We start from the raw sequence: 26455 nt of genomic DNA, 5'->3' as shown, positions 1-26455 counted from the left end.
TTATTCTCCTTGATTTTGATTTTCGGTTTCGCCGTCAGCAGACGGCGAATTTTCGGCGTTGTCGCCTGGCTGTTGTTCGGATTCCGCGGACTGTTCTGAGGCCACTTGCTCAGTCGGCTTATCGGATTCATCCGATTTTTTCACCGCACTTTTTCCGTTCACGCCAATTTGATGACGGATGAGATACGCCGCGTCAGCGTCTGTTACCTCAATCACATCACCTGCGGCATAGCTAATACCGGAATGGACATGCGGTTGGTTTAATTTAATTTGCTTCATCGGTTTTTCCCTATGATGATTTTGGTTTGGTAGGTCTCCATCCAAACGAGATAAGAGTTGGTATAGTCCACAATGTCGCCACGGACAAAAAAGGTTTCTTTTGCACCCGGCACCGGTGGGCGCCAACCCATTAACTGCTCACGGATTTTGCCGATAACCGGATTACTTACGCTCAAATGCGGCGTCTCAATGTTGTACTGATACGACTGCACAATAACGATGACCGAAAAGCTCACGGTGACCATTTGACGTATCGCCACATCATTGAGCGTTCCCACCTCGCCGTTTGGCACAACAAACACCGCAGGCGTTGCCAAACCTGCCAAACTCACATCACTGATAGAGCGATATTCAGCGGTAGATCCCAACGTGTGGATGTGGTCCGGCTGTAGGGGTTTGAGCTGCTCAATTACATGCTTAATGTCAAACGGTCCGTATTGCATTAGTAATCCTTCAAGGTTTCAGCAGTAAACACTCGGTCGCTGGCTTTTTTGCTAAATTTCGGCAGCCCGCTGATGGGTGTAAGCTCATCTTCCAGACCAAGCGAAAACTTACCCTCCGCAACCAACTGCAACAATTTGAGCGTATCGCGGTAGTCACGCACAATCGGGTTATCCGCTTCTTTTGCCGGCAAATGCTGATGCAGGTAGTAACGGACCAGACTGCGCGCCCAGGTGGTTAAAATGCGCGGTGTTTGCTTAAACGGCAGCTTATAGCCGCGTTGACGCAAGTAACCGTCAATTAACGCGCTTGAATCGGCAATCACTTCTTCAATGCGTGCTATTGACTGCTGCGCTTTTTCAACCGCTACCGGTGGTTCGCCGGCGACATCCTCACCGTCAATGATTTTGCCGATAATGCGCCAGTCGGCAGGGGGTTGCCCCACCTGCGCGGTAACTTGCGCCAGTTCCATCACGCCCGGCTTCTCAGCTAATTGTTGCAGTGTGATATACATGTGGCGACCTTACGCGATAACGTCTTTCAAGAAGAAGCCTAAATCTTTCGCGGTGATCAACTCCTTAACGGACTCGCCGACGCGGTGACGATTGCCGCCACGGTAGCCGATGTCGTTGTCAAAGATGGTGCGCACTTCGCGGGTACCAAATTGGGCGGTCAAGCCAAAGGTAGTGCCGTGTTGGGTGTCGGCTAATACATCACGATAAATCAATGAGCAGTGACCACCCCAAGCGTTCGCCAATACCGGCTTTTTAGCCTGATTCACGGTATTAACCAACGTCTGACCAACTAAGATTTGGTCGAGCTCAAACAACTCTCGCAAAAACTCCAACGGCACTAAGCCGGAATCACCCAACGTACCGTTATACGCTTTGATGATTTTCTTGTTGGTGCGTAACGCAGTCGCCGCTTTTTGCCCTAGAACCATGATATTTGGTCGCATAATTGGCGCATCCAATGCTTCCAACAGTTGACGGATTGGATCGGAATCATCATGTGTCCACTGGTCGTTACCGGACAAGGTTTTGACATTTCCGTTGACATACGATTTTTCGTTAAACACCAAGCCTGCGGTGCGGATTTCGCGCGCCAGCTCAATCAAGTTAATGGTTTGCTCCACGGCACGACCGTCCGGATCGTAATTTGCCGGCGCGTTTTTCGCGTCAACGACAGGCACCGGCGCATCTAATGCGTGGTCTTCGGTGGAGGCGGTTAATTCGGTAGCGCTAAATTCCACTTGGTTTGGGCGTGAGGTACGACCGACAATGGTTTTAGGTACGGTAAAACCTTCGCCCAAATCATGTTGCAAATATTTAAACTCTTGCTTGCCTACATCAGTGCGGGGTAACACATCATCGGCAATCATGCGGCGGTTGCGGTAAGCAATCGCAATGGCGGTTAAAACCGGATTAACCGGAAAATTTGCTTTACTCATTTTTAATCCTTTTTCAATAGGTGAAAATTAATTACAGTTTTTGCTTAATTTTGATGACCGGGTTATTCGGCGGCAAAACCCGGTGTGATGTACAAGGAGCCAAAATCACCTTCCTCGCCGTCTTCTTCGGCAAAGCCAATATAGGCTTGTTTGGCGGTGGCTTTCACGGCTCGACCTTGCTCGTCGGTTGTTAATGGGTCTCCACGTTTGATGTCGGCGCCGTACATTACCGGATACAAACCGCTACGCACTACATCCACATGTTCGCCCGGGTCTTTCGGCACGCGGGTGGAAATACCGATTAACTTATCGGTGGCGGCGGTCGCTTGTTTTGCACCGTCTTTGTCTTCACCAAAGGCAACAATGCGATAACCTTCGATTTTGCCTTCAGTAACGTAGGCGGTGATTAATTCAGGGGTATTGCTCATTTTTGTGCTCCTTTCATGATGTGATTAACGGCATCGGTCATTGAGATTTCAACGCCCGCTTTCGCTTGTTCCGCTTGATACGCGGTGGCCGCTTTGGCGATAGACGCACCGTCGGCAAAGTCCACCGCGTCTTTGTCTTTTTCGCCCGGCTCGCCGGATTTTTCCGAAAAGTCCACCGGTTTAGCGTTGAGCACGTCTTTTAATACGTCAATCGACGACTTAGAGACGGTTTGATTGCCGTCAGAAAACGACACCGGCGCGTTGCCTAATTGCACCATCACTTCAACCAAGCCCGCTTTATGTGCCGGCAAAACTTTGCCCGCTTTCACTAAGCTATCGGCAAAATCAGTGGCTTCTTTTTTCTGTTTTTCCGCTTCCGCTTTGGCCTTTTCGTTCTCAGCGGCTTTGACTTTATCTTCGCGTTCCGCAATAGCGGCTTCACGGGCGGCAAAGTCGGCTTCTTTTTTCGCCATTTCATCGGCTGCCAATTTTGCGGCGGCGGCTTCAATCGCGGCTTTTTGTTCTGCTTCTGTCATGGTTTTCTCCTGTGTTGATGGGTTAGCAGAGTCGGATTCGTCAAAGGCAAAGTCGGCAAACGCATTGTCGCCGCCATCGCTTTGCGCAAAGTTCACGTCTGCCAAGCCTTTAACAGCGGGCGGCACTGCGCCCAAAAAGCCCACATGACGTAAATAATGATGACCGGGTTTAGGGTTGCCGGGGGTCTCCGGCAGAAAAATGGATGCACTACGTTTTTTATAACGTCCTGCATTCACCGCCTCGGCGAAGGCTGCGTCAACTTGTCCCACGTGGGCGTAAAGTATGCCGTCCTCCACACTGGTCTGTTTCACCCAGCCGTAAGCCGGGGCGGTGAGATTGGGGTGACCGATAACAATCGGCGATTCGAAAAGTTTTGGATCGTATTGTGCACTTAAATCATTTAAATCAGCTTGAGAAAAGCTAATTTCGCGCCCGTCCATTGCGGTATGGGTGCCGACGCGCATAATTTCCATTTTGGTGAGTTTCACTGGCAAATAACCTCGGATGTGTGTTTTATGGACACAGTATGCCGAGGGGGCGAAATTTTGTATTTTTTCCGCGTTTGGAATTATTAAATGGGGTAATTTTGCAAAGGCAAGATTATTTAGAGGGGGATTATCGTTTCTAGCGTGTTTATAAACGTTTATAAACACGCTAAAACGAACTTGAGCTATAACTTATCGAAGTGACGATTAAAACGCTAATACGCGCGTTTTATACGTTAAATTCGTTTTTTAGGTGTTTCCGGGCAATTTCAATTAATCGTTGCTCATCGTCTGCTGACAAGCCGAGCCATGGGCGGGCAGGAATCGTTACGCTTTTCACCGGGCGTCCGTGCATATTTAACGCTTTGGCATTTTTTGCGGTGATCGTTCCGCCGAATTGGTGGATTGCGGCATAAGGGCGGTCAGAGCCAAACACCACGCCAGTATCGCTTGCCTGGTAGCGCAGTGTACCACGCAAATGTCCGTCAAGGGTTAAAATTTTGTCGGCGTTTTTCTTTTTAGTGTCGCGATACCAATCCTGCAAAGGCGCCCAAGGCGTGCCGTCCGGAGCTTTCTGCGCAACAAACCGAGCGAAATGGATTGCCAGCAACTCTTCCCCCATCTCGGCAAACATCAGCTTCGGACGATTTAATGTCGCCAAGGCCTTATCAATCACTTGGCTAAGCTCCGAAATATCCAATTCAATGTTGACTCCGGTCATATTTTTTCCTATATTGATTTCAACGCATCGGGTGGGCAGTCCCCGCCAGGACCTCCAATCCCACACCCGGCGAGACTCACTTGTGGCGGCGGGTGAGTTTTTTAGTCTTCATCGTCCCGGTAATACAACATCACACCGGTGCGCACCTGCTCTAAATACTCGTCCTTTTCCGGCGCAAATATCGTTACACCATCCCAACCGTCACTGCCCACATCAAACACCGCCAATGCCGGCACATTGTGTCCGCTGTCGTCTAACTCAAAACGAGCAATATAGCGACGGCGTACGGTGGTTAAATTCAAGTGGTGATGATACTCAGCACGCGTCCAGATTTCGTCAGGCGTTTTCAATGCTAACGCCAAAATCTTCAGATATACCTCACGCCCGCGCTTTTTGAGTTTGGAGTGACCGCTGCGCGAGGTAAACAAGGCATCACTAATCACTAAACTTTCGCCAAGTACGTCTTTAAACACCGCGGGTTTTTCCTGCGTCGCGCCAAACTCAGATAAAAACTCGTTAATGTAAAATCCGTCTTCCTTGCCTTCCGGCAATAATAAACTGCTGGATACCTTACGCGGGGTCGGCATTGGGATTGGGGCATCTTTGCGGTGCGGGTAAAACGCCACGCGGCGCGGTTGTCCGTCATCATCTAACGGCGGTGGAGTTTGACTTTTCAGTCGTGACGCGCCGGGGATATGTTCAAAACCGGGGTCGATACCTTTCGGCACGTTGACAATGCGCGGATTCAAGCCGCGTACGCCGACAATGCGCTCCTCCCACTCAATTTTGGGTGCCTTATCCACTTTGAGTCCGTTGCGGTCCATGTAGGCTTGACTACGCCCAATCACGGTGCATTGACAGCCCCACGCGTTAATCGGGAAGTGGGTTTGCCACCACGGATCATCGTGGCGCAAAATCAACCCATCCCAGTGCATATGCTCAATGCGCGGGTGGCTGACGGCGTCACTGTGGACGTACTCCCAATAGGGCATCACATCTTTAAGCTCTTGCAGTTGGGCGTACCTGCCCGCCTGATAGCTGGAGCGTAGGTTGGTTTCATAAATTACGCGACTGCGCCAATTTCGCCCGCCGTGATAGTCCCAGCCATATTTAGCGACGATATTGTCAAAATCCTTGCGAAAATCCTCTAACGTTTTGCCGTTAGCAATAAAGTCGTTAATGGCGGCGGCAAAGTCTTCAATGATTTCACGGCGGTTTGCTCCCGCAACCACCGCCGCGTAATCATGCTCGGCGTTGTAAATGTCCGTCCATGTGGCGGTAGGTGTCGGGATTTTGCGCTTATAGAACTCAATTTGCTCGTTAAACGGCACGCTCCCGTAAGTTGCTTTATTCATTACTTGCCTCGCTTGCCGCCGCTTCGCGCCCGCTTAAATTCGCCGCGTTGAGTGCTAGTGCCATAGCGGCTGTGTATTGCTCCAGGCTCATATCCGGCATCAAGGTTAACAGCTCATCGCGCAATTGCTCTAAAGATTCCGCGCGCTCGGCTAACGCCCGCACTTGGCTCACCCAGTTATCAATCACCGGTGCCAGATTATTGTCGAGCTGGTTAACCATGTAACCCGGGATGTCTTTTTCCGTTTCGCCCGCAAAGTCCGCCGTTTTCTTAGCAGGTTCTTTTGGTGCCGGGGCATCATTATTCGGGGATTCTGCCTTTTCCCACTCGCCGCCATAGGACGCTTGGATTTGCCCCAAAGTCGGACGGTAGCCGGTAGTTTCAAATATAATCTTGTCACGATTAGCTTTTTCTTTTAAATCTTCCGCCTCATCAAACACCCTAAACACACGCGGCGGGCGAGCATTGGCAAAATTCATTTCAGTTAGCCAGGTCACCGGGCCACGGTTAAAGGATTCGCAGATGACATCAGAGTCTGCTTTGATGATGGATTCCAGTACTTTTTCCTGTAAATCGTCATTACCGAGACGTCCTGCCGTGCCACCTGATGAGGAGGTTTGTCCCAAGACGACACGTTGGATCCCTTCGTTCATGGTATCAAATAGCTCTTTGTAAGATCCATTACCGGTGCGCCCTTGGCTTAACAGCTCAATAGGCATATCTAACGGCAACGCAATGCCACTGTCGGACTGGATAGATTCTATCGCTTCTAATAGTCTTTTCTGGTCGGCTTCGCTGGCATTTTTACCATAACGCCCAAGCACCGTCGGCATGCCGAATTTTTCCAAAAAAATCAGCCAAAATTTGACGCCGTTACGTTTAAACAAGCTCAACCAGTAAAGCCAGTGCGCCAAGCCGATGCCGTACGGCTCGTCGTCGTGGTCGGCGCCAGTACAAAAACTCCAAAAATACGGTGCCGGGCACTCGATACCCGTGGTTTGATTGGCGCGGGTGAGTAGGCGTAATTCGCCTTTTGGCGTAAAACGGAAGCGGCGACGATTGCGCACTTTGACGTCCGCCACATATTTGCCGTCATCATTGACGCGATACACCAGCTCCGCTACGGCGTAGCCGTAAAAAATGCCGTAGTGCATCAGTTTGGTAATGCGGTCAAAGCCGATTTCGGCGACCCAGTTCCGGATAAAATCCGCCGCTTCAATATCCTGCGGTTCGTCACTTGCAGGCTCTACCGTCCACTCGCGGGAAACGAGGGCATCTTGGCGTTGGGTAAAGGTGCGTTTGACTTCTTCGTCGCTTAATACTTTTTCATAAAGTGATAGATCGCCGTTGCCGCGTCCGCGCAGTACACCATCTTCCGGCTGTGCCAGCTCGCCCATGTAGGCTTTGGTGATGTCCTGCCCGTCACCGGTGCCGGCGATAGTGCGGTTGGTTTCCAGTTTTTTGTTTTTACTTTTAAACCAATCTTTAATGCCCATAATTAATATCCTCTAAAATTATTATGTCCGCGCACCGTACCAAATCCATGCGCGGAAAATCCCGCACTTGTGCCGAATAAATCCGCTGTATCGCGCCGTTTGCCGGCTTTAAAGTCAATTTCAAAGCCTTCGTCAGTGCGATAGGCGTAATAGAGCAAGAGTTTAGCTATGCCTGCGTCACCGTGGCGTTGCGTGCCACTGGTGCCCGTGGTACGTTTGTCGGGGATTCGCGGTGTGCCTTTAACGACCTGGAATGCGCGTAAATCGTCAAGCATATCCGCGTGGCGCGGAATACCGTGAAAGGTACCGTCCTCAAGTGCGGCTTTAAACGGTGGCGCATGCTGGGCGTACCAGGATTCGCTTAACATCACCGATTCGACCACTTGTCCGTAACGGTCAAATGCCGCCTCAGATAAAAACTGCCCGTTTCCGCGTCCATCATTGGCCGCTTTGGATAAGCGCGGTAGGCGGTCGCCGATGTAATAGTAAATTTGTTCCTGTTGCTTAAATGGCACTTTTGACATTTCCAGCACCAGCACTTCTTTTAGCGTTAAATCAGGCTGTTCTTGTCCCACGCAAATCACCGACAAGTCACCGCTCCGTGCAAAGTCTTCGCCAATGTAACTGCGTTGTCCGTTCGGTAAGGCTTGCAACACCGGGAGCAGGTTTTCTTCGCACCATTCCTCAATTTCCGCATAGCGCACAGTCTCGACAAGAAGACTAAATTCATCTTTTTTGATTAAGCGAATGAGTGGCGTGTCTTTGCTCATGCGGCTTTCAATGAGTGCGCGGGTAAGCCATGCACCGCCCGAGTTGCGCGGGATACAATCCAATTCTTCGGAAGCGGCATCACCGTAAGACGCGCGGATTTCAGCCACCCAAGCGTCTTCCGCTTCTTGTGTCCATTTACGCCCCAAGCGTAAACAAATGCGCTTATAAAGCCCGTCTTTAATGGCGTCATCAAAGGTAATCGTGTGCAGGCTGTATGGCTTTTTGCCCGCTTTAACATCGCTTATTAGCTCATTAAACGGATTATCCACACCATTGTGGGTGCTGATGATATGCACCTGACCGCCCCACATCAAAAGCGCCATTGCCGCCTTCATTAACTCAGCCAAATCCTCGTGGAATGAGGCTTCGTCTAAAATCACACGTCCTTGTTTACCCCGTAAGTTAGAGGGGCGGGAAGACAGTGCGGTAATACGCCAGCCGCTGGCAAAGCGGATAACATAAGCCAGAATGGCTTTTTCTTCGTCGCCTTCCTTGAAGATCTCTTCGGTTTCTTCAATTTCGCCGGCAGCGAGTCCGTAAGCCTTTGCCCAGTCACCACAATCGCGGATGAATTCCTGCGCCATGTCTTTGTTGTAACCGATGTACCAAACGTCCATGCCTTTTTGCGAGGCGGCAAGCAACGCGGAATCTGCCGCTTCCCCCCACGACAAACCGATACGCCGTGACTTCTCACAGACTTTAACGGGAGTCAAATCCGCGCACCAACGTTGCTGATAACCCAGCAACAACATTGGTGTTTTATAGTGTTGTTGCACTTGCAACGACACCGCAGATTGCTCAAACGGTAAAACACCGATTGCATCTAAGTTAGGCTCGGTCATCATACAATTCCTAAAATTTGTTTACGGATTTGGTCGGCAGTTTCTTCGGTTAATCCGTTTTTCTTCACTACTTCATCCACTTCCCGTGCGGCGGCTTCGGCGCGGGCTTTGATTTCGGCTTGGTATTTTTTCAGATTGATACTGGCGCCAATCAGCGGGCTGATGTTTTTCCCTACAAACGACAAGGCGGCAAGGCGTTTCATCGGGTCGTCTTCTTCCTTGATTTCTTCGAGATTCATCAAAGCATGAAAAACTTCACTTTGGATCATTTCCAAAATGGCGTCGCTTTGTGTGCCTTTGTCGTTGCTGATGTTATCAGAGATGATTTTCGCCGCTTCGGTACTGGCTTTCACAGACGCTAAACGGCGCTCCAGTGCCTGTCCGTAACGGTGCACCGCACTGCGGGAAATGTCGTAACCGCGTTCTTTAAGCGCTTCTTCCAGCGCGCTGTAGCCGCTAAAGTTATTCTCGACCAACGCGGCATCCAGCCAGTCTTTGACGGCTTTGGGGAGTTGTTTGACGGTTGAGCGTTTCGGCATAATCCCTCCTACCAATATTTTTCAGGGCGAGCAATGCCTGGGATAGACTCACTGGTGTACTCCACAAAATCAACACCTTCACTGGTTAATTTAGCGTGCCAACGGGCGGTGTCGCGTCCACGCAATTCGACCAGATCACGCCCCGCCAGATAGTCCATTTCGCGGCGTAACTCAAGGGCAGTTAGTTGCATTGGCACGCTTTGAATCGTGGTTAAAATCAGGCTTTCCGCCGCACCAATAGGGCGAGCGTGGTCGAGCGTTAATAAAATCAACCAGCGCACGTGTTCGCGTTTGTTTTTTTCAAATTCAATCATGCTAGTTTCTTCCATACATCAAAATAACTCTATCTAACTTTTCATTGATGGCATCAAACCGCGCCGAATTAACGGTCTCGCTACGAATTGCGTCGTCGCGTTTTTGGTAGTCTTCCGGCATTTTTATCTTTAGTTCCATAACGATATTATTGGCGGCTTCCGATAATCTGCGCGCCTCTTTGATGTCTTGATGGAGCTGCTGATATTGGGTTTCGGTAAACTTAAATTTTTCGTTCAGTTTGGACTCAAACTGCGCAAGTAGAATTTTCCCAAACCCAATCAACATACCGATGATGGTAATAACCAGGCTCACAAAAAAGGTGATCACCTGCCATGTGCTGACTTCCGTCATTTTTCCTCCCCCTTTTGCACATAATTAATTAAATCCACGTGCAACCCGGCACAAATGCCGTAAAGGTCATACATTTGCTTTAGAGCTACCAAAACCGCATCACTGTGGTTTTGCGGGAGCGGTGGCAGGGCTTGGCACGGCACCGCTAATGCCGGTGGTAGCGGTTTTGGCTGCGCGGGCGCGGGCTTCGGCGAGTTTGTGCAGGCTGTCAGCAGGATAGCGGCAATCGCGACGGCTATGCCCGTTTTTCGTAAGGGTTTGCTGTAGTTCATAGGTAGTTCGGTCTCCTTCGGTTTGGTAATCGGCAAGTTTGGCAATAGTGGCTTGGCTGACGATAGTTGCGGCCATAATGTCACGCCCAAGACGCTCTAACTGCCCCTTAACTGCCATTTTTTCTGTCTGCTCGTAGGCGGCTTTGGTGTCGGCGACACCGCGCTGATAGGCTTGGTAGCAACTCCAAATGATAAATAGCGTAATCAGCACGACGTTTAAAATGAGTCTGCCGATGTCGGTTTTAAAAAGTGCGGTTAAGCCTTTCATAAGCATTGTGGGATCCCCCAGTTGATATAAAGCGGTTGCCAGCGGTAGATAATACGCTTTGGATAGCCCCGATTTTCGGCAAAATTGGCACGGCTGCGCCCGCTGTTGACAAGTTCCACGTTTTGCCAGTAGGTCAGCGGGTCAAGCCCTTGTGCTTGGGCTTTGCGTTTATCACGTTGCACCCAACCCAAGCCCCCGTTATACGCGGACAGCATAAATGCCATACGGTCGCACTCGGTGCGGGCGGTGATGCGCTCATAATTAAAGCGGTTATAACGCACTAACGCGCGCAACGCCCAGTCGGGGTTGTAGGGCTGATTATCGACAAGTTCGGGATACAACGCCGAAATCCAGTCGGCGGTTTTCGGCATAAATTGCGCCAAACCCTGCGCGCCGACGGGGGAAAGTGCGGTCGTTTTCCACTGCGATTCTTGGTGGATTTGCGCGGCAAATACAGGGATTGGGGCATTTAAGCCCCAAACGGCATAGCTTTCGCGGGTTAAGGTGCGTTGGTATTGCGCTGCCTGATTCGGCGCGCTGAAGGCTAACGGCACGCATAACACGGACGATAGCAACAGCGCCACAAAGGCATAGGCGCAAAATTTGAAGCACTTATTGGTGCGATGGACGACGCGCATAGTTACAGTCCTAACGTCACACCCAAAATAACCGCACCAACAATGAGCGCACGGCGCAATACCACTATAGCAAAGACGGTCAAATAGCCATCGCAAATCGGATATTCCGGCTGATTTTCGGGACGGAGGGCGATTTCTGATTTACGTTTATTCCAACGCTGACGTAAATAACTGCCGGGGCTGGAATATGGAAATAGAGCTCGGTCTAGGTGATACCCGATAATGGCCGCAATAGATACTAAAGCCAATTTATACAACACCACCGGCAGCTGTGCGGGTGAGATAAAACCGATGAGGGGCAGCAAACACAGGGCGGAAATAACCCACGACAACAGGCGACCGTGCTTTAATGCGTTTAAAAAACCTTTCATAAAAACTCCTTGATTTTGATGGAATGGGTGGTTTGGAGTTTTTAGCTTAGCTATTTATGAGGTGTGCGTATTTTGGACGCGTTTAGAATATTTTTGATGCACGGACAGGCAAACTAGGCATACCGAAAAACAGCAAGAAAAGGATCTCACAATGTAATGTATCAACCGTTTGCGCATTTAACCCCGCGCGGCAAGCCTTATGACCTGCCGCCCTTACCGAATAACGAAAAACGAGGAAAAACAATGGAAAAATTAACCTATGAACACATCCAATCCGTGATTAAAACAGCGGATTACTTACAACATGGCGTGCTGACAGTGTGCGTATTGACGTTGCGAAACGGCTTTACTGTAACCGGTGAAAGTGCGTGCTTAAGCCTTGCAACGTATGATGCAGAAATCGGCAGAAAAATTGCATTTGATAATGCGGTAGATAAGATTTGGCAACTGGAAGGCTATTTAGCTAAACAGCGGATGTATGAAGCCACACAACGTAGCGAGACTTAAAATGAAACTTAAATCAATTAACATCGCCAAGGTTGTCATTACGCCGACGGGCTATTGTTTGGTGACCACCGAAGACTATGGCGACGCTTTTCTGATTCCTTTGCATCAAAGCAGTAACCGTTATGGTTACGCTGCAAAAGCCAAAGAACAGCCTATTGATGGCGAGTTTATTTATGTGACCAGCGCCGAGGAAATCGCAGAATGCGAAATTGAAGCGGAATGGATCGTCGCCACACCTGAAAGCGTTTATTGGGATTCTGCCTCATTTCTTCATTTTTGGAATGCCGGCAGATTGGTTGGCGTTGATGTGATGCTGCAAGGTGTGTTTGCCCAGCAAGAAGAACTTTTTGCGCAAATTACCGGGCAAGAAGAGGAATGATTTAGCGTTTCCGAAGCGTCATCGCGCGATAAACGATTTTATAAGGGCTTGCCGGTGGTTCTGTCGGTGAGCCTTTTTTATGGTACGGCATAAACCCAATTACGCCACGCTTATACAAGCCCATCACCACATTATTTAATTCAAACTCGCTGTAGGTTTCTTCAAGTTTTTGCCAAAATTCGGCGTCCGATACAGGATTTGGATGGTGTTTTTCCATTTCTTCAATGATGATATTTTCTAGATTTTTCATGTTCCCTCCGGAGACTTTTTACTTACCTTATCATCACCAAAAATATGATTAAAAATAACAGCATGATACCGCATGCAATATGTTGTTCCTTTTCTTCCAATTCCTTTTCTTCCAATTCCTTTTTCCGTATAAGATTTTCTACTTTTTGATCTTCTTTAAATTTTTTCAAATTTTCAGCATCTCTTGCTCGCAACCGCTTTAATCGAGCTAACGCTTCTTTTCTTTCGATTTCTTCGTTTCTTTCGGTTTCTGCGTTTCTTTCGGTTTCTTCGGGTGTTTCGATTGCTTTTACCTTTGCTTTTTTAAGGGCTTTCGGCGTTTTTACAACGAAATCTTCAACTTTCATGGTCGGCAATAGCAGTAAATAACTACGCCCTTTTTTAATGCGTTTTAATTCATCACGATAGTCAGCATAATAAAGTACATAGCGCAATAATTCCGCTCCGCGTTCGCCGTATTGTTGTTTTATGATATTGGTTAGTTTGCTTTGCAGGATAGGTTCTTGAGCTTGTTGGATTTGAGAAATAACGAGAAGTAAGAGCTCTCTATACATCGGGTCATCACCGGCAAAATTTGCGACTTCTTTAGTAAAGGCTTCTTTCTCCCATTCACTGAAATCATTATAGTCGTAAGCAATTCTTTGATATAAATCTCTTGCTAAATGGTAATCACCTGTCTTATGAGCTAATCTGGCATCATATAGTAGCCCTGCGTCAATCATATTATCTCCTTAGGCCATTTTAATTATTAAGCTACTTTATTATTCGTAAGTGTCGCGATTGCCGATAAAGCTTTTGCGGTTTTTTCAATCGCCTCTTTGCCCTGTTCATTGCTTTCGCGGTAGTCTTCTAGCAAGGTTTGTTCTTGGACTGTTAGTATTTTTTCCGGAATTTTTCCGATAAAAATATCCCCAACCCCTGCAATAATCCAATTCGCATTTACATCAAACTTAGTAATTAATTCATACATTAAGTCATCAGGCAGTTTTTGCTTACCTCGAATCACATCACTTAGTCGTGAAGCAGTCGTTTTTTCTAAAACTTCTGCAAATTTCTCCGCACTTGAATAGCCTAGCTCTTTCTGTAATTGCTTAATTCTTGCCCCAATAGTCATGTTTTTAGCCTTTATTAGGAAATAATCCGAAATATTTTTATAAATTTCGGAAATTTCACTTGTTATTTCGGAAATATTCCGACATAATTTACCACATCAAAAACAAACCAACCATAAACACACAGAAAACAGGAGAGGCTTATGGTTTATTTATCAAGCTTTGTAGAGCGTAATACCGCCAAATATTTCTCTGCCTGTTCCGGCGAGAACATTGAATGAACTTCCATAATTTACCATAACTTAACAAGAGGACGAAATGCCAAAAACACATTTTAAACCCTTGCCTTATCCGCAAACCTTGGAGAGTGCTCGCGCGTATTTTTTGCGCCACGGCATTAACCGTAGCGAATGGGCGCGATACTTCGGGGTAGATCAACAAGCGATTTCCGATTTGTTGCGCGGACAACTCAAAGGCACATGGGGTGAAGCCCACAAAACCGCCGTGCTGTTAGGGCTAAAACCCAATCCGGACACCCCGCATAAAACCGCGGCTTAACATAGGAGAGAAAACATCATGAAAATCTTAGAAAAAGTCTGCTTATGGTATTTAAAAAAATACTGGAACAGTAAAGCGTACAAAGCCGAACAGGCACATTCGGAAAGAAAAAACCGCCCAAACCGACCGCACGGTGAACCTCACACATCGGGGGCAAAATGAACGAAAAAATCAACTCGGCACAGCGGGCGCTTAGAGTCATTAAGGTTTTGCAAAACAATTCTTTTGTGGGCTTAAGCAACAAGGATATTGCGCAAGCACTTAACGAAAGCCCGACAAACATCAGCCGTACACTCGATGTGTTGAAGAATGAAGGCTTTGTGATCAAGTTGGAGAGCGGCAAGTTTGCCTTCAGCTCCCTCTTTGCTCAAATCGCCATGCGCCACGCCGCCAATATGGACAAGGCAAGCGCACAAATTAACGAAATGAAACAACGCTTAGGCACCGCCGCCTATTAAGGACACAGCATGACAGAGTTAACAATGGAACAACAGCAAAGTGCGGTCTCATTAGTAGCTAAACAAATGACTCAAGCAAAAACTCAAGCCCATGAAATATTCGGGATGGTTAAAGCATTCGATTTCACACAAAAACTGCTAACCGTTAGCACTTTAAAGTTGCTAGCAAACATCAAAGAAACTAAACAATACAAAGACTTAGATATTTATGATGCTTCTGGAAACTGCCAACACGTTAGCACTTGGGATGAGTTTTGTAATTTGCTCGGTTTTAGTCGTCAAAAAATCGATACAGATTTACTAAATTTAAGTGATTTTGGTGAAACCTTTTTAGAAACTTCCCAACGCCTAGGCTTGGGCTACCGCGACCTGCGCAAACTTCGCAAATTACCGGAAGATGCCCGCGCCGAAATCGTGGACGCCGAATTTTCCGAAACCGCCGACAAAGAAGAATTGTTGGAAAAAATCGAAGAATTGACCGCAAAACACGCGCAAGAAAAACAAATCTTAGAGGGGCAATTAAAACAAAGCCACGCCAACTATGAAGCGCAAAGCAAGGTGTTAAAAAACAAAAATGACCGCATTAACCAGCTCGACATTGAGCTCGAGAAAAAGAAAAACCACATCAACACGTTAAGCCCGGACGAAAAAGGGGGCTTGTTACGCAAGGAAACCTCGCAACTGGCATATAACGCGGAAGCCATTTTGCGCGGACAAGTATGGAAAGCCTTTGAAACGTTGGATAGTCATACACAAGAAAGCGGCATTGATCATAAACAATTTATGGTGGGGACGCTTGCGGAGATTGAGTTAGTACTTAACGAGTTGCGCACCGCCTTTAATTTGCCACGCTTGGCGGACGGTGACAATCGCCCTGAATGGTTGCGCGAAGATTTTGAGGGCAAAGACTACTCTGCCGAATTTAACGCGATTTTAAAAGGTGACAACCAATAAGGATTTACGTTATGGCGATTTTACCTGAAAAACTCCTTGAAATTGCGCAACAAGCCGCCAATGCGCCACATGGCAAAAAAGGCGATGTGTATGCGCAAGCCTGTGAGTTACTCAATGTCAGCCATGCTACGTTAATGCGCGAGCTTAAAAGTCTATGCGCACCCAAAGTGCGTAAACAACGCAGTGATAAAGGTGCGGTGTCACTTTCACTCCCCGAAGCACAAACCATTTCCGCTTATTGGCTGGCTTGTCGGCGCGGGGTCCACAATAAAGTGATGTCGAGCTTAACAAGCGTGTTAGAGGTGCTACGCGCCAACGGTGAGATTAAGGCGGAATACATCGACGAAAGCACTGGGGAAGTTCGGTTGCTTTCAGAAAGTGCGGTTAGCCGCGCATTACGCGCCTACAACCTACACCCGGAACAATTGTCCCGTCCTGCGCCGGTGAATGCCATGAAGAGTTTACACCCGAATCATTGTTGGCAAATCGACCCGTCTTTGTGTGTGTTGTATTACCTCAAAGAGCAAGCGGACGGCGGCAACGGCTTAAACATTATGGAAGAAAAAGAATTCTATAAAAACAAGCCGGCCAACATTAAAAAAGTGGAAAACCAACGGGTGTGGCGTTATGTGATTACCGACCATGCCTCCGGGGTAATCTTTGTGCAGTATGTGTATGGCGGGGAAAGCGCAGAAAATCTATGTAACTGCTTTATTAATGCCATGCAAAAACGCGATACAAAAGATCCGTTTTGTGGTGTGCCGAAAATGGTGATGCTTGACCCAGGCTCGGCGAATACCTCCGCTATGTTCGCCCATTTGTGCAATCAGCTCGGCATTAAATTACAAGTCAACGCACCGGGTAAACCACGTGCCAAGGGGCAGGTGGAAAAAGGCAACGATATTGTGGAGCGTCAGTTTGAGAGCGGCTTGCGTTTCACCCGGGTGAGCGGGTTGGACGAACTGAATCAACTGGCGGGACGTTGGATGACCTATTTTAACGGTACTGCCGTACATACACGCCACAACAAAACACGCTATCAAGCTTGGATTGGGATTACCGCCGAGCAATTAGTGATGGCGCCAAGTCTTGCTATTTGCCGCGAATTGATGGTGACCAAACTCACCACCCGCAAAGTGAGCTCAGAATTAACAGTGAGCTTTGACGCCAAAACCTATGATGTACGCCACATCACCGAAGCCATGGTGGGCACGGAAATCACTATTGGCAAAAACCCTTACCGTCCCGACTGCATTCAGGTACAACGAGTGGACGATGAGGGGCAACAATACTGGACGGTGGTTGAGCCGGTGGCATACGACGACCATGGGTTCCGCATGGACGCGGCGGTTATCGGAGAAGAGTACAAACCTCACAATAAGAGCGTGTTTGAGTACAACAAAGAGACCGTAGAGCGCATCGCATATGATGCCGAGACGGAAGACGACGTGAAAGCCGCCAAGAAAGCCAAAGCGCCTTTATTTGGTGGTCGTATTGACCCATTCAAAGTGGTGAAAGAACACGATTATGTGGATTTCATGCCGAAACGCGGACAAGAGCACGAATTGACCGCCAACGCCAAACGGGTTGAGCTTGCTCCTCTCAACACGATTGAGGTGGCAAAACGGCTTAAAGCCCGTTTCGGCAATGAATACAGCGCCGACACCATGAAATGGCTGAATCAACGCTACCCGAACGGCATGACGGAGCCGGAACTTGAGGCATTACTTGCCCTTGAGCACTTACCGGCAACGGCGCAACCGTTACGCGTTGTGAACAGCTAAAAGGACAGCACTATGTTGAAACTTAAAGCAATTTTAGAAGAGAAAGGCATTTCTCAACGCAAACTGGCAAGGCTGTTGCTAGTTTCCCCGGCGGTGATCACTAATTTAGTGAATCACGGTTTGCTGATTAAAACCGGTACCGAGCAATTTAAAACGCGGTTGACCGAGGTGTTAAAAACACTGGGGATTTCTACCGCACTTTCTGAACTTTTAATGGAAGATTCCGCAGGCGCGGCAACGCCTGCGGAGGATTCCCCTAACCTTGACGAGCAGTCAATAACAACAGAGGAAGATACTATGTTACTCGCAAAACAGGCGCTATTTCCAGCCACTAAAAAACATTTTTCATTATTCAATAACCCGTTTACGGACGAAGTGCGGTCGGCGGAAGAAGTATTTTCCTCGCCGGATGTGCGTTATGTACGTGAAGCGTTATTCCAAACCGCACGTTTCGGCGGGTTTATGGCGGTGGTCGGCGAAAGCGGTGCCGGCAAATCCACACTACGCCGTGATTTGATTGAGCGCATTAACCACGACGGTTTGCCGGTGATTGTGATTGAGCCTTACATCATCGCCATGGAGGACAACGACCTCAAAGGCAAAACCTTAAAAGCGGCACATATTGCGGAAAGCATTATCAACACGCTGGCACCATTGGAAAGTGTAAAACGCTCACCGGAAGCGCGTTTCCGCCAGCTACACCGCGTATTAAAAGAGAGCGCACGTGCCGGCAATCAGCATATTTTAATCATTGAGGAAGCGCACAGTCTGCCGGTGCCGACATTAAAACACCTGAAACGCTTTTTTGAGCTGGAAGACGGGTTTAAAAAACTGCTTTCTATCGTGTTAATCGGCCAACCAGAGCTGAAACAGAAACTCTCAGAACGCAACTTTGAGGTGCGCGAAGTAGTGCAACGTTGCGAAATTGTCGAGCTGGCGCCGTTAGATAACTGCCTCGAAGAATACGTGGCGTGGCGGTTGAAAGCGGTGGGTCGCAAAACTGCCGACATTTTTGACCGTGATGCGTTGGACGCATTACGCAACCGCTTAGTGATGACTAATAGCCGGGCAAAAACCCAACACAGCCTGCTATACCCACTCGCAGTGGGCAATTTGATTACCGGGGCGATGAATCTTGCCGCAGAACTTGGCGCACCGTTAGTTACCGCCGATGTGATTAAAGGGGTTTAAAAATGAAACCTAAAAAAGCGAAGCAGGCGCAAGCCAAACCGCAGAAACCGTTAAGCCTGGCGACCATGCACGCCTTGAGCCAGCTTAATTTAGCCGAGAAAGCCGTGATGGAGTGCAACCGAATCGGCTTAGTCGTACGCCATGTTTTTCTGGCACCGGTGCCGATTGTCACCGTACGACACAACGCATTAACCCGCCGCTGGGTCGCCCGTGGCAAAGCGGAGGTGTTTTTGCAAAGCAACGAGGGAGACGATCACATTATTTGCACCGCAGAAACCATGATTGCCGGTTGTCGCATTATGTTTTCTTTCCCTAAAAATCAACCTGACATCACTATTCACTAAGGAGTTTATTAAATGGCTAAATCAGCTACCCGAGTTAAAGCAACCGCGCAAATTTATGTCCCGCAAACCCGCGAAGATGCCGCCGGCGATATTAAAACCATCGGCGATTTAAACCGCGAGGTGGCACGCCTGGAGGCGGAAATGAACGACAAAATCGCGACAATCACCGAAGAATACAAAGACAAGTTCGCCCCGTTGCAGGAACGCATTAAAACCCTTTCTAACGGGGTGCAATATTGGAGCGAAGCAAATCGTGACCAAATCACCAACGGTGGCAAAACCAAAACCGCCAATTTGGTGACGGGCGAAGTGTCCTGGCGGGTGCGCAACCCGAGCGTGAAAGTCACCGGGGTGGAGTCTGTATTGCAAAACTTACGTATTCACGGGCTTGAACGCTTTATCCGGGTGAAAGAAGAAATCAACAAGGAAGCTATTCTCAACGAGAAAAGCGCGGTCGCCGGCATTGCGGGCATTAAAGTGATTAGCGGCGTAGAAGACTTTGTGATCACCCCATTTGAACAGGAAGCGGCGTAATGCTTACAGACCCATTGACGTATCTTATCATCGGAATCGTATTAACCGTGATTGTGGGATTGTTAGATAAAGCCGGCTATTAAATAGGTAGATACAGCCCATTGTATAAATGGGCTGAATACTCAGGAAGAAAATATGGAAGAAAGACGAGAAATGTATCGCAAGTTAAGCAACGATGCTGCCCTATGGGAACGGGCAGGCGAATATGCCCGCGCTTACAACGGTTGGTTAAAAGCCAGCCTTACCACTGAAAATTCAGACGAACACAACTGGTGCTGCGCACGCGCAGAACACTGCAACAAAATGGCAAAAAAACAACACTAGGAGGACAACATGCCGAAATATGTAGCACGCCTTTATTGTATGGTTGAAGTAACCGTAGAGGCGGAAACCCCAAGCGAAGCGTTAAACAAACTTGATTTAAACGAGATGGATATCAACGCCATGCCACACACGATTACTGAGATTGATGATGTGATTGAAACGGAGGAGATCTGATATGTGGCACCCGGAAAAACATGAAGCGGAACGCGCTGAAAAATTGATTCTAACCGGCAAATTATCCCCGCAAGAAAAGAAATCAATGTCAGCCATTATTCATGCACACAAAACCCAACAAACCAGAGACTGGTTAGACCGTGCAGTATTGATGGCGCTTGAGGAAAAATACAAAGGGCAACTTGCGGAGCTTTGAAAATGAGCGAAAAAAAAATCAGAGTCACCGAACAACTGGCGCACATTCTCGAACAGGTGGAAATGGCGAAAGATATGTGGCTTGAAGATGACGATAAAGCGTGCTTGAAGCTGTTACAAGCGGCAAGCCGAGAAATGAAACAGGTAGCTTGGAAAATTACGCCGATACTTGAGCAATAAGGAAAAACAACATGAAAAGATATACTCCGCCGGTACCAAGACCGACTTATAACGACGAAGGTTTTGCCGAACAAACCGTGCATGATTTTATTAAACAGCATTACCCAGATTCTTACCATGAGGACGCTTTAGTTGCAGAAGAATTTAGAGATGGAATCTATGAAGCATTAATTGACGAGCTCTATTTATATCAGGATCCACAAGTTTTAATGAACACCTTAATCCGGGATTATGATTGGGAGTTTACAGCTGATGATTGGGATAAAATCCAACATTTTGACTTTTTTGTCACAAACAGACTAAAAGAAAAAGAGCAGCAATGGGTTAAGGATAATGACATTAAACCACCTTTTCCGGTGGGAGCTAAAGTACGCCTACCGGCTCATTATAACGAGGCAGTCGGTATTATAAACCGAATCTACGAATACGACCCCGCAAGATACTGTGTATTAACGGAAAAACAGAATCAATACAACAAAGAAATGGAAAGTTTGGGCAAGTCAGAGCGACAAGGTGGCTGGATTTTGAAATTTGAAGATGTTGAATTGGTTGAGGAGTAAAACAATGAGTATGGAACAAGACAAACTGCTCAGAAAAATCAAAAAATTGTTGGCATTGAGTAAGTCAACCAACCCGCACGAAGCGGCAAGCGCACTGGCAATGGCACAAAAACTAATGGCGGAGAATCAGCTTAATCAATCACAAATTGAATTTAGCCAAGTCCACGCTAAGCAGAAAACTGCTATGAAATCCGCTAGATATGTGCACATGCTGACCTCTGTGATTACAAAGGCATTTGGCGTTGAGGCTTATCTATCTAACATGTATCCCGGGAATGAATACGGCGAAAACAAAATGCACGTTGTGTTTTATGGCGCGGAAGAACGCCCTGAAATCGCATCTTACTGTTTTGACGTGCTATATCGCCGATTACAAGCGGCGCGCAAAGCGTTTTTAGATACCCAAAGCAAACGTCTAAAACGTAGTACGTTGATTGCACGGGGCGATTCATTTTGCGAAGGCTGGGTTGTCGGCGTGAATCAGAACGTTAAACGATTTGCAATGACACCGGAAGAAAAGCAAAAAATGGAAAGCTACAAAGCCGAAACATTTAAAGAAGAGAAATGGAGCGAAACCAAAATACGTGAGAAAGGAAACTCTAAAGACTACGGTTTGGCGCAAAGTGCAGGCTATAAACAAGGGAAAGAAGTTACGCTGAATCACGGTGTAAATGGTAAAGAAACGGTTAAGTTGGGGGTGAAAAAATGAGTGAAAACAATGGATGGATTAAGTGCAGTGAGAGATTGCCTGAAATATTTGACCATAATGGATTCGCGCGAAGTGATGTAGTAATGTGTTTTGGTGTTGAAGAACAAGATGACCCAAAAACTTACTTTTTGGCGTATCGAGTGCATGGGAATCGTTTTTATGGCTTTAATGGAGCATGTGAACAGGTTACACATTGGCAACCATTACCTCAACCGCCATTAGAATAGGCTTCATTCTTAAAATCTAACATATTATTCAGCCTTCTCGCGAGAGAAGGCTTAGTCATATGACGGAGAGGACAAAATGGAACAAAAAGAAGTAAGAAGAAAGCAGTTAATTCAACTTATTCATATCGGAAAAAGTAAGTTACAGATGGATAAAGAGGTGTATCGCCTTTTTCTTGTTAATACAGTGGGCAAAGATAGCTGCACGCAGATGAATTTGATTGAGTTAAACAAGGTCGTGGATGCCATGAAAAAACGCGGTTTTCAGGTCGTTGCAGGGCGTTTTAAAGACGGCAGACGCAAATCTCCGCCAAGTTATGCCCCGGTGAGTAGCAATATCGTTAAAAAGATCCGCGCGAAATGGATTGAGATGGCAGAAGCGGGCATTATTCGTGACCGTAGCGAAGATGGCCTGAATGCGTTCGTTAAAAATATTGCTAAAAATGCGCAAGGTGAGCCGATTCCATTCGTAAGTTGGCTCAACAATGAGCAGGCATCAATTGTATTGGAACGCCTTAAACAGTGGCAAAAACGAATGATTAAGGAGTAATTTATGAAAGAGTCGCTAATGCAAATCCGCCGGCACGAATTGCTGGAAGAAATCGAATTGTTGGTGATTGCGCTATGTAAAAATTACAACTTAGGGCAGGACATTTGTGAGCAGATTGGCGTCAGCGTTGCCAACTGTTTATCCGAAGAATATGCCGGGCAAGTTATATGCTTTCCTAAAGATTACAGATATAAGATTGCCCAGCGGACTTGGATATTTATAACAGTTTTAACGGTCGAAATTGGGGCGAACTTGGGCGTCGTTATAATCTGACTGAGAATGCTTTAAGGAAGATTGTTAAGCGTGTGCAGGATAGAATAATTAAAGAGAAACAACCTGACATGTTCATATAAAATAACGGCTCTACCGATCTAATTTTGTAGAGCCTTTTTATTGTTTATTTTTATGATTATTCTTTTTCACATACTGTAATGGCTTTTCATTTCTTTATCCCACTTCTTCAAGGATTATCCCCATAAGTCCCATTTATGTCGCTTAGACTATATTATTTATATCACTGTGGATCATTTTAGAGGTTTCTTTAAGTTAAAAAATACGATTTGCCATAAAAAATGGCGCCCTTTTTAGGCGCCACATAATACCACAGGAAATAAGAATTACTTACCGTGCATCACAAAATCTTCAATATTTTGCGCGACTTTATTCACTAAGGTGGTGACGGCTGAATCACTCGCCCACGCAATATGCGGCGTGATTAATAAATTTGGCAAACGTTTTGCTGCTTGAATTAACGGGTTGTCCTTTTCCGGTGGTTCTTTGATCAACACATCCAAGGCAGCACCGGCAATTTTGCCGTTTTCTAGCGCATCTAATAATGCAGCTTCATCCACCAATGGGCCTCGCCCGGTATTGATGAGATAAGCGGTCTGTTTCATTAATGCCAACGTTTCCGCATTGATTAAATTTTTGGTGGTGTCGGTTAACGGGCAATGCAGCGTAACAATATCCGCTTGTTTCAATACGGTTTCAAATTCAGTGTAGCCTTCACGAATATGGCTTGCACCTTTGTGTTCCGCATACAACACGTTCATACCCAATAATTGCGCCAAGCGACCCACCTCTGTGCCTAAGCAACCTTTACCAAATACACCTAACGTCGCGCCGCGCACATCTGTTATCGGGTAATCGGTGTAGCAGAACTGTCCGCAGGTGGCCCAACGATCAGAGGTCACTTGATCGCGATGATACCCAATAAAGCTATGTTTTAATGAGAAAATCATGCCCAATACATGCTCCGGCACGGCCACACTGGAATAACCGGGCACATTTTTTACGGCAATACCCAAGTCTTTCGCGGCATCTAAATCAATGTTGTTGGTACCGGTGGCAGTAATGGCGATGAGTTTTAATTTCGGTAATCGGCTTAATAATTCTCGGTCAAACACCACTTTGTTGGTCACCACAATATCGGCGTCTTTGGTGCGTTCAAAGGTTTCCTCCGGCAAAGTGCGGTCATATTCCGTCCAAGTGTGTGGAAAGCTTGGGCGTGGAATATCATGGCTTGCGGGAATACTGGTACGATCGAGAAAAACAATGTTCATCAAAAACTCCTTTAGTTTGACAACGTTTGAATATAGCGTCTAACCTTAAAGAAGCCTTTGCGCAAAAACAAGGGAGAGAAAGGATTTTTATGATTTGTGTGATCTCGATCTAAAAACGCAGCGAAAAAGCACCGCACTTTGATGGCTCTTCTTAAGATTCCTGCAACCAATTTCGCAAAATTTGCTCACCATATTCCGAAATATAGGATTCCGGATGAAATTGTACCCCGTAAATAGGCAACGTTTTATGCTGCATGGCCATAATGATGTTGTCATCACAACGGGCGGTAATTTGTAATGCGCTTGGGAAATTCTGCTCACTTACCGCCCAAGAATGATATAAGCCAATTTGAAAAGCCTGCGGCATATCTTTAAAGAGAAGGGATTCCGCCACACACTGCAACCGCTTGGCTTGCCCATGACGAGGGGACGGAAGATTATGTAATTCTGCACCAAAAAATTCGCATAACATTTGATGCCCTAAACACACGCCCAAAATGGATTTACTATGCTGATAACGCGCCAGCAGCTCAAATAATTGCGGATAAGCGCGCGGCACATCAGGGCCGGGAGAAATCAATAAGTGAGAAAAATCGCCTACGGCATCTAAATCCAGTTCTTCCACATTAACCACTTGAAATGGCACATCCAAACGACGGATGAGATCCACTAAGTTGAACGTAAAAGAATCGTGATTATTGATGATCAGTAGTGACATAACATCTTTCTCAAAGGGCTAAATAGGCGGTGAAGTATATAATTTTATGGCGATTTAAGCTAAAATTTTCGCCGATTTTTCACGAGATAATGTTATGTGGCAAGATTTTATTCAACAAGTGAACCAATTTGGCAAAGCGAAAACGCCCTTCTTCTTTTTAATCGATTTTGAGCAACAAAAACCGATATTCTGTCCGTTAAATGAAATGGCAGAACAAGGGATTTTCGTCCAATTTCCCGACTATACCAACGTGAATTGGCGGGAAGATTTACCGATAGTGCCTTTTTATTTACATAAACAGCCAATGGATTTTGCCACATATCAAAAGGGGTTTGATTTAGTACAACAAGAACAGCACTTCGGCAATTCCTATTTGCTGAATCTGACCTACCCGACACCGATTGAAACCAATTATTCACTGCGCCAACTGTTCCAACAGAGCCAAGCGAAGTATAAATTGTTGTTCAAAGATCAATTTGTGTGTTTTTCACCGGAATGTTTTGTCAATTTATACGACAACCATATTTTCACTTATCCGATGAAAGGCACGATTGATGCAACACTACCCTATGCTCAAGCCACCTTGCTCAACAATCAGAAAGAACAGCGAGAACATTACACCATCGTGGATTTAATGCGCAATGATTTAGCCACCGTTGCTGAAAACATTCAAGTGACTCGCTTTCGTTATGTGGAAGAAATCCAAACCGAACGCGGCGCCATTTTGCAAACCAGTTCTGAAATTCGTGGTGAATTGGCGGAAAACTGGCAGAAAGAAATCGGCTCTCTTCTTGCCAAATTGCTACCCGCCGGATCCATCAGTGGCGCCCCAAAAGAAAAAACAGTACAAATTATTCAACAGGCCGAACAACAACCTCGTGGCTATTACACAGGTATATTCGGTATTTTTGACGGTGAAAAATTACAAAGTGCGGTGGCAATTCGTTTTATTGAAAACACAGAAAAAGGCTTTGTTTTCCGCAGTGGCGGTGGCATTACCATTCAAAGTGACGCACAGGAAGAATATCAAGAATTGATTCAGAAAGTGTATGTGCCGTTACAGAAGGTTTAACCATGGAATTTCCTTTATTTGAAACCCTTGCCATCGAACAAGGCAGGATCCGCAATATCGAACGTCATCAACAACGCTACGAACGCAGTTTACAGGCGTTTTATGGCAAACAAAGTGCGGTCGTTTTTCCTCGCATTTTTCAGCTTGCCGAACATATTCGTGTACCGCTCGAACTGACTGCCGAACCGCTGATTCGTTGCCGAATCGATTACAATGCGGAGCAAATTCAATGCCGTTATTTTCCTTACCAGCGTAAACATTACCGCACCTTTAAACCGATTGTCTGCGACCACATTGACTACGGCTTGAAATTCACTGACCGCACTTTATTAAACGAATTACTCGCGCAAAAAAGCGATTGCGATGAAATCATGATCATCAAAAACGGATATGTCACCGATTGCACTATCGGCAACCTTATTTTCCGCCAGGGCACACAATGGTTCACGCCCGACACGCCACTCCTTGAGGGCACCCAACGGGCGACATTATTAGCCCAAGGTCGTATAAAAGTGCGGTCGATTTTAGCCACGGATTTGAGTTTGTTTGAAGAAATCAGGTTGATCAATGCGTTGAATGGATTGGAATAACAATCCGCACGTAAAACGTGCGGTTTTTA

General features: G+C 46.8%; 40 protein-coding genes and 1 pseudogene. 20 read left to right on the top strand and 21 right to left on the bottom strand.

The features are described 5' to 3' along the window. The 16 genes from HMPREF9065_RS03045 to HMPREF9065_RS03120 form a co-directional block, all read right to left on the bottom strand. The gene (locus tag HMPREF9065_RS03045) at positions 1 to 279 is read right to left on the bottom strand and encodes a DUF7210 family protein (protein WP_021616474.1); all 279 of its coding nucleotides are present in this window, start codon (positions 277 to 279) and stop codon (positions 1 to 3) included. Then, positions 276 to 722: a phage tail terminator protein gene (locus HMPREF9065_RS03050; protein ID WP_021616473.1), complete on the bottom strand. Its 447-nt coding sequence runs from the start codon at positions 720 to 722 to the stop codon at positions 276 to 278. Before HMPREF9065_RS03050 ends, HMPREF9065_RS03045 begins: the two co-directional genes overlap by 4 nt. Next, positions 722 to 1234 carry a gp436 family protein gene (locus HMPREF9065_RS03055; RefSeq protein WP_021616472.1) on the bottom strand — a complete coding sequence of 171 codons (513 nt, stop codon included), beginning with the start codon at positions 1232 to 1234 and terminating at the stop codon, positions 722 to 724. Before HMPREF9065_RS03055 ends, HMPREF9065_RS03050 begins: the two co-directional genes overlap by 1 nt. A gap of 9 nt (positions 1235 to 1243) precedes the next feature. Then, positions 1244 to 2170 (bottom strand): major capsid protein, encoded by a 927-nt coding sequence (locus tag HMPREF9065_RS03060; protein ID WP_021616471.1) that lies wholly within the window; start codon positions 2168 to 2170, stop codon positions 1244 to 1246. 62 nt (positions 2171 to 2232) lie between these two features. After that, positions 2233 to 2598 (bottom strand): capsid cement protein, encoded by a 366-nt coding sequence (locus HMPREF9065_RS03065; protein WP_021616470.1) that lies wholly within the window; start codon positions 2596 to 2598, stop codon positions 2233 to 2235. Then, positions 2595 to 3623, bottom strand: coding sequence for a peptidase (locus tag HMPREF9065_RS03070; RefSeq protein WP_033002619.1), 1029 nt, complete (start codon positions 3621 to 3623; stop codon positions 2595 to 2597). The genes HMPREF9065_RS03065 and HMPREF9065_RS03070 overlap by 4 nt, the downstream gene beginning before the upstream one ends. 226 nt (positions 3624 to 3849) lie before the next feature. Then, positions 3850 to 4341 carry a phage virion morphogenesis protein gene (locus HMPREF9065_RS03075; RefSeq protein WP_021616468.1) on the bottom strand — a complete coding sequence of 164 codons (492 nt, stop codon included), beginning with the start codon at positions 4339 to 4341 and terminating at the stop codon, positions 3850 to 3852. 101 nt (positions 4342 to 4442) lie between these two features. Then, a complete protein-coding gene (locus HMPREF9065_RS03080) occupies positions 4443 to 5696 on the bottom strand; it encodes a PBECR2 nuclease fold domain-containing protein (RefSeq protein ID WP_021616467.1) in 1254 nt (417 codons plus the stop codon). Then, positions 5689 to 7191: a DUF935 domain-containing protein gene (locus HMPREF9065_RS03085; protein ID WP_021616466.1), complete on the bottom strand. Its 1503-nt coding sequence runs from the start codon at positions 7189 to 7191 to the stop codon at positions 5689 to 5691. Before HMPREF9065_RS03085 ends, HMPREF9065_RS03080 begins: the two co-directional genes overlap by 8 nt. 2 nt (positions 7192 to 7193) lie before the next feature. After that, positions 7194 to 8804: a terminase large subunit domain-containing protein gene (locus HMPREF9065_RS03090; RefSeq protein WP_033002617.1), complete on the bottom strand. Its 1611-nt coding sequence runs from the start codon at positions 8802 to 8804 to the stop codon at positions 7194 to 7196. Further along, positions 8804 to 9343: a DUF3486 family protein gene (locus tag HMPREF9065_RS03095; RefSeq protein ID WP_021616464.1), complete on the bottom strand. Its 540-nt coding sequence runs from the start codon at positions 9341 to 9343 to the stop codon at positions 8804 to 8806. Before HMPREF9065_RS03095 ends, HMPREF9065_RS03090 begins: the two co-directional genes overlap by 1 nt. Before the next feature lie 8 nt (positions 9344 to 9351). Next, on the bottom strand, positions 9352 to 9657 hold the full coding sequence (locus HMPREF9065_RS03100; protein WP_033002616.1) for a hypothetical protein: 306 nt from the start codon (positions 9655 to 9657) through the stop codon (positions 9352 to 9354). A 1-nt stretch (position 9658) separates the two neighbouring features. Continuing rightward, a complete protein-coding gene (locus HMPREF9065_RS03105; protein ID WP_021616462.1) occupies positions 9659 to 10009 on the bottom strand; it encodes a hypothetical protein in 351 nt (116 codons plus the stop codon). Positions 10010 to 10108: 99 nt separating this feature from the next. Further along, the gene (locus tag HMPREF9065_RS03110; protein WP_021616461.1) at positions 10109 to 10555 is read right to left on the bottom strand and encodes a hypothetical protein; all 447 of its coding nucleotides are present in this window, start codon (positions 10553 to 10555) and stop codon (positions 10109 to 10111) included. After that, positions 10546 to 11187: a transglycosylase SLT domain-containing protein gene (locus HMPREF9065_RS03115; protein ID WP_051264484.1), complete on the bottom strand. Its 642-nt coding sequence runs from the start codon at positions 11185 to 11187 to the stop codon at positions 10546 to 10548. The genes HMPREF9065_RS03110 and HMPREF9065_RS03115 overlap by 10 nt, the downstream gene beginning before the upstream one ends. Before the next feature lie 2 nt (positions 11188 to 11189). Further along, a complete protein-coding gene (locus HMPREF9065_RS03120; protein WP_021616459.1) occupies positions 11190 to 11558 on the bottom strand; it encodes a putative holin in 369 nt (122 codons plus the stop codon). 156 nt (positions 11559 to 11714) lie between these two features. Between HMPREF9065_RS03120 and HMPREF9065_RS0109505 the strand changes: the two genes are divergently transcribed. Beyond that, entirely contained in the window at positions 11715 to 12065 is a 351-nt protein-coding gene (locus HMPREF9065_RS0109505) for a Gp49 family protein (protein ID WP_021616458.1), read from the top strand. 1 nt (position 12066) lies between these two features. Next, on the top strand, positions 12067 to 12444 hold the full coding sequence (locus HMPREF9065_RS03125; RefSeq protein WP_021616457.1) for a hypothetical protein: 378 nt from the start codon (positions 12067 to 12069) through the stop codon (positions 12442 to 12444). 1 nt (position 12445) lies between these two features. Here HMPREF9065_RS03125 and HMPREF9065_RS03130 read toward each other — a convergent pair whose 3' ends face one another. The 3 genes from HMPREF9065_RS03130 to HMPREF9065_RS03140 are packed head-to-tail and all read right to left on the bottom strand — an operon-like array spanning position 12446 to position 13807. Continuing rightward, positions 12446 to 12694 (bottom strand): hypothetical protein, encoded by a 249-nt coding sequence (locus tag HMPREF9065_RS03130; protein ID WP_021616456.1) that lies wholly within the window; start codon positions 12692 to 12694, stop codon positions 12446 to 12448. A 22-nt stretch (positions 12695 to 12716) separates the two neighbouring features. After that, entirely contained in the window at positions 12717 to 13415 is a 699-nt protein-coding gene (locus tag HMPREF9065_RS03135; RefSeq protein WP_021616455.1) for a hypothetical protein, read from the bottom strand. Between the two features lie 26 nt (positions 13416 to 13441). Then, positions 13442 to 13807: a helix-turn-helix transcriptional regulator gene (locus tag HMPREF9065_RS03140; protein WP_021616454.1), complete on the bottom strand. Its 366-nt coding sequence runs from the start codon at positions 13805 to 13807 to the stop codon at positions 13442 to 13444. Positions 13808 to 14063: 256 nt separating this feature from the next. On the opposite strand from HMPREF9065_RS03140, the gene HMPREF9065_RS03145 reads away from it, so the two are divergent. From HMPREF9065_RS03145 to HMPREF9065_RS09725, 16 genes and pseudogenes are all read left to right on the top strand, one after another. Further along, entirely contained in the window at positions 14064 to 14303 is a 240-nt protein-coding gene (locus tag HMPREF9065_RS03145) for a DNA-binding protein (RefSeq protein ID WP_021616453.1), read from the top strand. Between the two features lie 158 nt (positions 14304 to 14461). Beyond that, on the top strand, positions 14462 to 14761 hold the full coding sequence (locus tag HMPREF9065_RS03150) for a helix-turn-helix domain-containing protein (RefSeq protein ID WP_021616451.1): 300 nt from the start codon (positions 14462 to 14464) through the stop codon (positions 14759 to 14761). Positions 14762 to 14770: 9 nt separating this feature from the next. After that, the gene (locus tag HMPREF9065_RS03155) at positions 14771 to 15715 is read left to right on the top strand and encodes a hypothetical protein (RefSeq protein ID WP_021616450.1); all 945 of its coding nucleotides are present in this window, start codon (positions 14771 to 14773) and stop codon (positions 15713 to 15715) included. 11 nt (positions 15716 to 15726) lie between these two features. Further along, a complete protein-coding gene (locus tag HMPREF9065_RS03160; protein ID WP_021616449.1) occupies positions 15727 to 17499 on the top strand; it encodes a DDE-type integrase/transposase/recombinase in 1773 nt (590 codons plus the stop codon). 12 nt (positions 17500 to 17511) lie between these two features. After that, positions 17512 to 18690 (top strand): AAA family ATPase, encoded by a 1179-nt coding sequence (locus HMPREF9065_RS03165; RefSeq protein ID WP_021616448.1) that lies wholly within the window; start codon positions 17512 to 17514, stop codon positions 18688 to 18690. Positions 18691 to 18692: 2 nt separating this feature from the next. Further along, positions 18693 to 19034 carry a hypothetical protein gene (locus tag HMPREF9065_RS03170; RefSeq protein WP_021616447.1) on the top strand — a complete coding sequence of 114 codons (342 nt, stop codon included), beginning with the start codon at positions 18693 to 18695 and terminating at the stop codon, positions 19032 to 19034. A 12-nt stretch (positions 19035 to 19046) separates the two neighbouring features. Beyond that, positions 19047 to 19568 (top strand): host-nuclease inhibitor Gam family protein, encoded by a 522-nt coding sequence (locus HMPREF9065_RS03175; RefSeq protein ID WP_021616446.1) that lies wholly within the window; start codon positions 19047 to 19049, stop codon positions 19566 to 19568. Positions 19569 to 19703: 135 nt separating this feature from the next. Then, complete coding sequence (locus HMPREF9065_RS03180) at positions 19704 to 19892, top strand: ANR family transcriptional regulator (protein ID WP_021616445.1); 189 nt, start codon at positions 19704 to 19706, stop codon at positions 19890 to 19892. Positions 19893 to 19901: 9 nt separating this feature from the next. Further along, a complete protein-coding gene (locus HMPREF9065_RS10225; protein ID WP_021616444.1) occupies positions 19902 to 20066 on the top strand; it encodes a hypothetical protein in 165 nt (54 codons plus the stop codon). Position 20067: 1 nt separating this feature from the next. Beyond that, on the top strand, positions 20068 to 20262 hold the full coding sequence (locus tag HMPREF9065_RS03185; RefSeq protein ID WP_021616443.1) for a hypothetical protein: 195 nt from the start codon (positions 20068 to 20070) through the stop codon (positions 20260 to 20262). A 2-nt stretch (positions 20263 to 20264) separates the two neighbouring features. After that, the gene (locus tag HMPREF9065_RS03190) at positions 20265 to 20441 is read left to right on the top strand and encodes a hypothetical protein (RefSeq protein WP_021616442.1); all 177 of its coding nucleotides are present in this window, start codon (positions 20265 to 20267) and stop codon (positions 20439 to 20441) included. An 11-nt stretch (positions 20442 to 20452) separates the two neighbouring features. Further along, the gene (locus tag HMPREF9065_RS03195) at positions 20453 to 21001 is read left to right on the top strand and encodes a hypothetical protein (protein WP_021616441.1); all 549 of its coding nucleotides are present in this window, start codon (positions 20453 to 20455) and stop codon (positions 20999 to 21001) included. 4 nt (positions 21002 to 21005) lie between these two features. Further along, positions 21006 to 21710 (top strand): DUF2786 domain-containing protein, encoded by a 705-nt coding sequence (locus tag HMPREF9065_RS03200; protein WP_033002615.1) that lies wholly within the window; start codon positions 21006 to 21008, stop codon positions 21708 to 21710. Continuing rightward, a complete protein-coding gene (locus tag HMPREF9065_RS03205; RefSeq protein WP_021616439.1) occupies positions 21707 to 21937 on the top strand; it encodes a DUF551 domain-containing protein in 231 nt (76 codons plus the stop codon). Before HMPREF9065_RS03200 ends, HMPREF9065_RS03205 begins: the two co-directional genes overlap by 4 nt. A 76-nt stretch (positions 21938 to 22013) precedes the next feature. Further along, the gene (locus HMPREF9065_RS03210; RefSeq protein ID WP_021616438.1) at positions 22014 to 22484 is read left to right on the top strand and encodes a gp16 family protein; all 471 of its coding nucleotides are present in this window, start codon (positions 22014 to 22016) and stop codon (positions 22482 to 22484) included. A 3-nt stretch (positions 22485 to 22487) separates the two neighbouring features. Beyond that, a pseudogene (locus tag HMPREF9065_RS09725) lies at positions 22488 to 22837 on the top strand (Mor transcription activator family protein). Positions 22838 to 23101: 264 nt separating this feature from the next. Here the strand turns inward: HMPREF9065_RS09725 and HMPREF9065_RS03215 are convergent. Further along, on the bottom strand, positions 23102 to 24046 hold the full coding sequence (locus HMPREF9065_RS03215; RefSeq protein ID WP_021616436.1) for a 2-hydroxyacid dehydrogenase: 945 nt from the start codon (positions 24044 to 24046) through the stop codon (positions 23102 to 23104). A gap of 151 nt (positions 24047 to 24197) precedes the next feature. Next, positions 24198 to 24764, bottom strand: coding sequence for an anthranilate synthase component II (locus HMPREF9065_RS03220; RefSeq protein ID WP_021616434.1), 567 nt, complete (start codon positions 24762 to 24764; stop codon positions 24198 to 24200). Positions 24765 to 24858: 94 nt separating this feature from the next. Here HMPREF9065_RS03220 and HMPREF9065_RS03225 point away from each other — a divergent pair, with 94 nt between their 5' ends. Together HMPREF9065_RS03225 and HMPREF9065_RS03230 are read left to right on the top strand one after the other, a co-directional pair. Then, a complete protein-coding gene (locus HMPREF9065_RS03225) occupies positions 24859 to 25836 on the top strand; it encodes an aminodeoxychorismate synthase component I (RefSeq protein ID WP_021616433.1) in 978 nt (325 codons plus the stop codon). A gap of 2 nt (positions 25837 to 25838) precedes the next feature. Then, a complete protein-coding gene (locus HMPREF9065_RS03230; protein WP_021616432.1) occupies positions 25839 to 26426 on the top strand; it encodes an aminotransferase class IV family protein in 588 nt (195 codons plus the stop codon). The last annotated feature ends 29 nt before the right edge of the window (positions 26427 to 26455 follow it).

The sequence above is a fragment of the Aggregatibacter sp. oral taxon 458 str. W10330 genome (assembly GCF_000466335.1).
Classification (GTDB): domain Bacteria; phylum Pseudomonadota; class Gammaproteobacteria; order Enterobacterales; family Pasteurellaceae; genus Aggregatibacter.
This window is presented reverse-complemented; position numbering and strand designations above follow the sequence as displayed.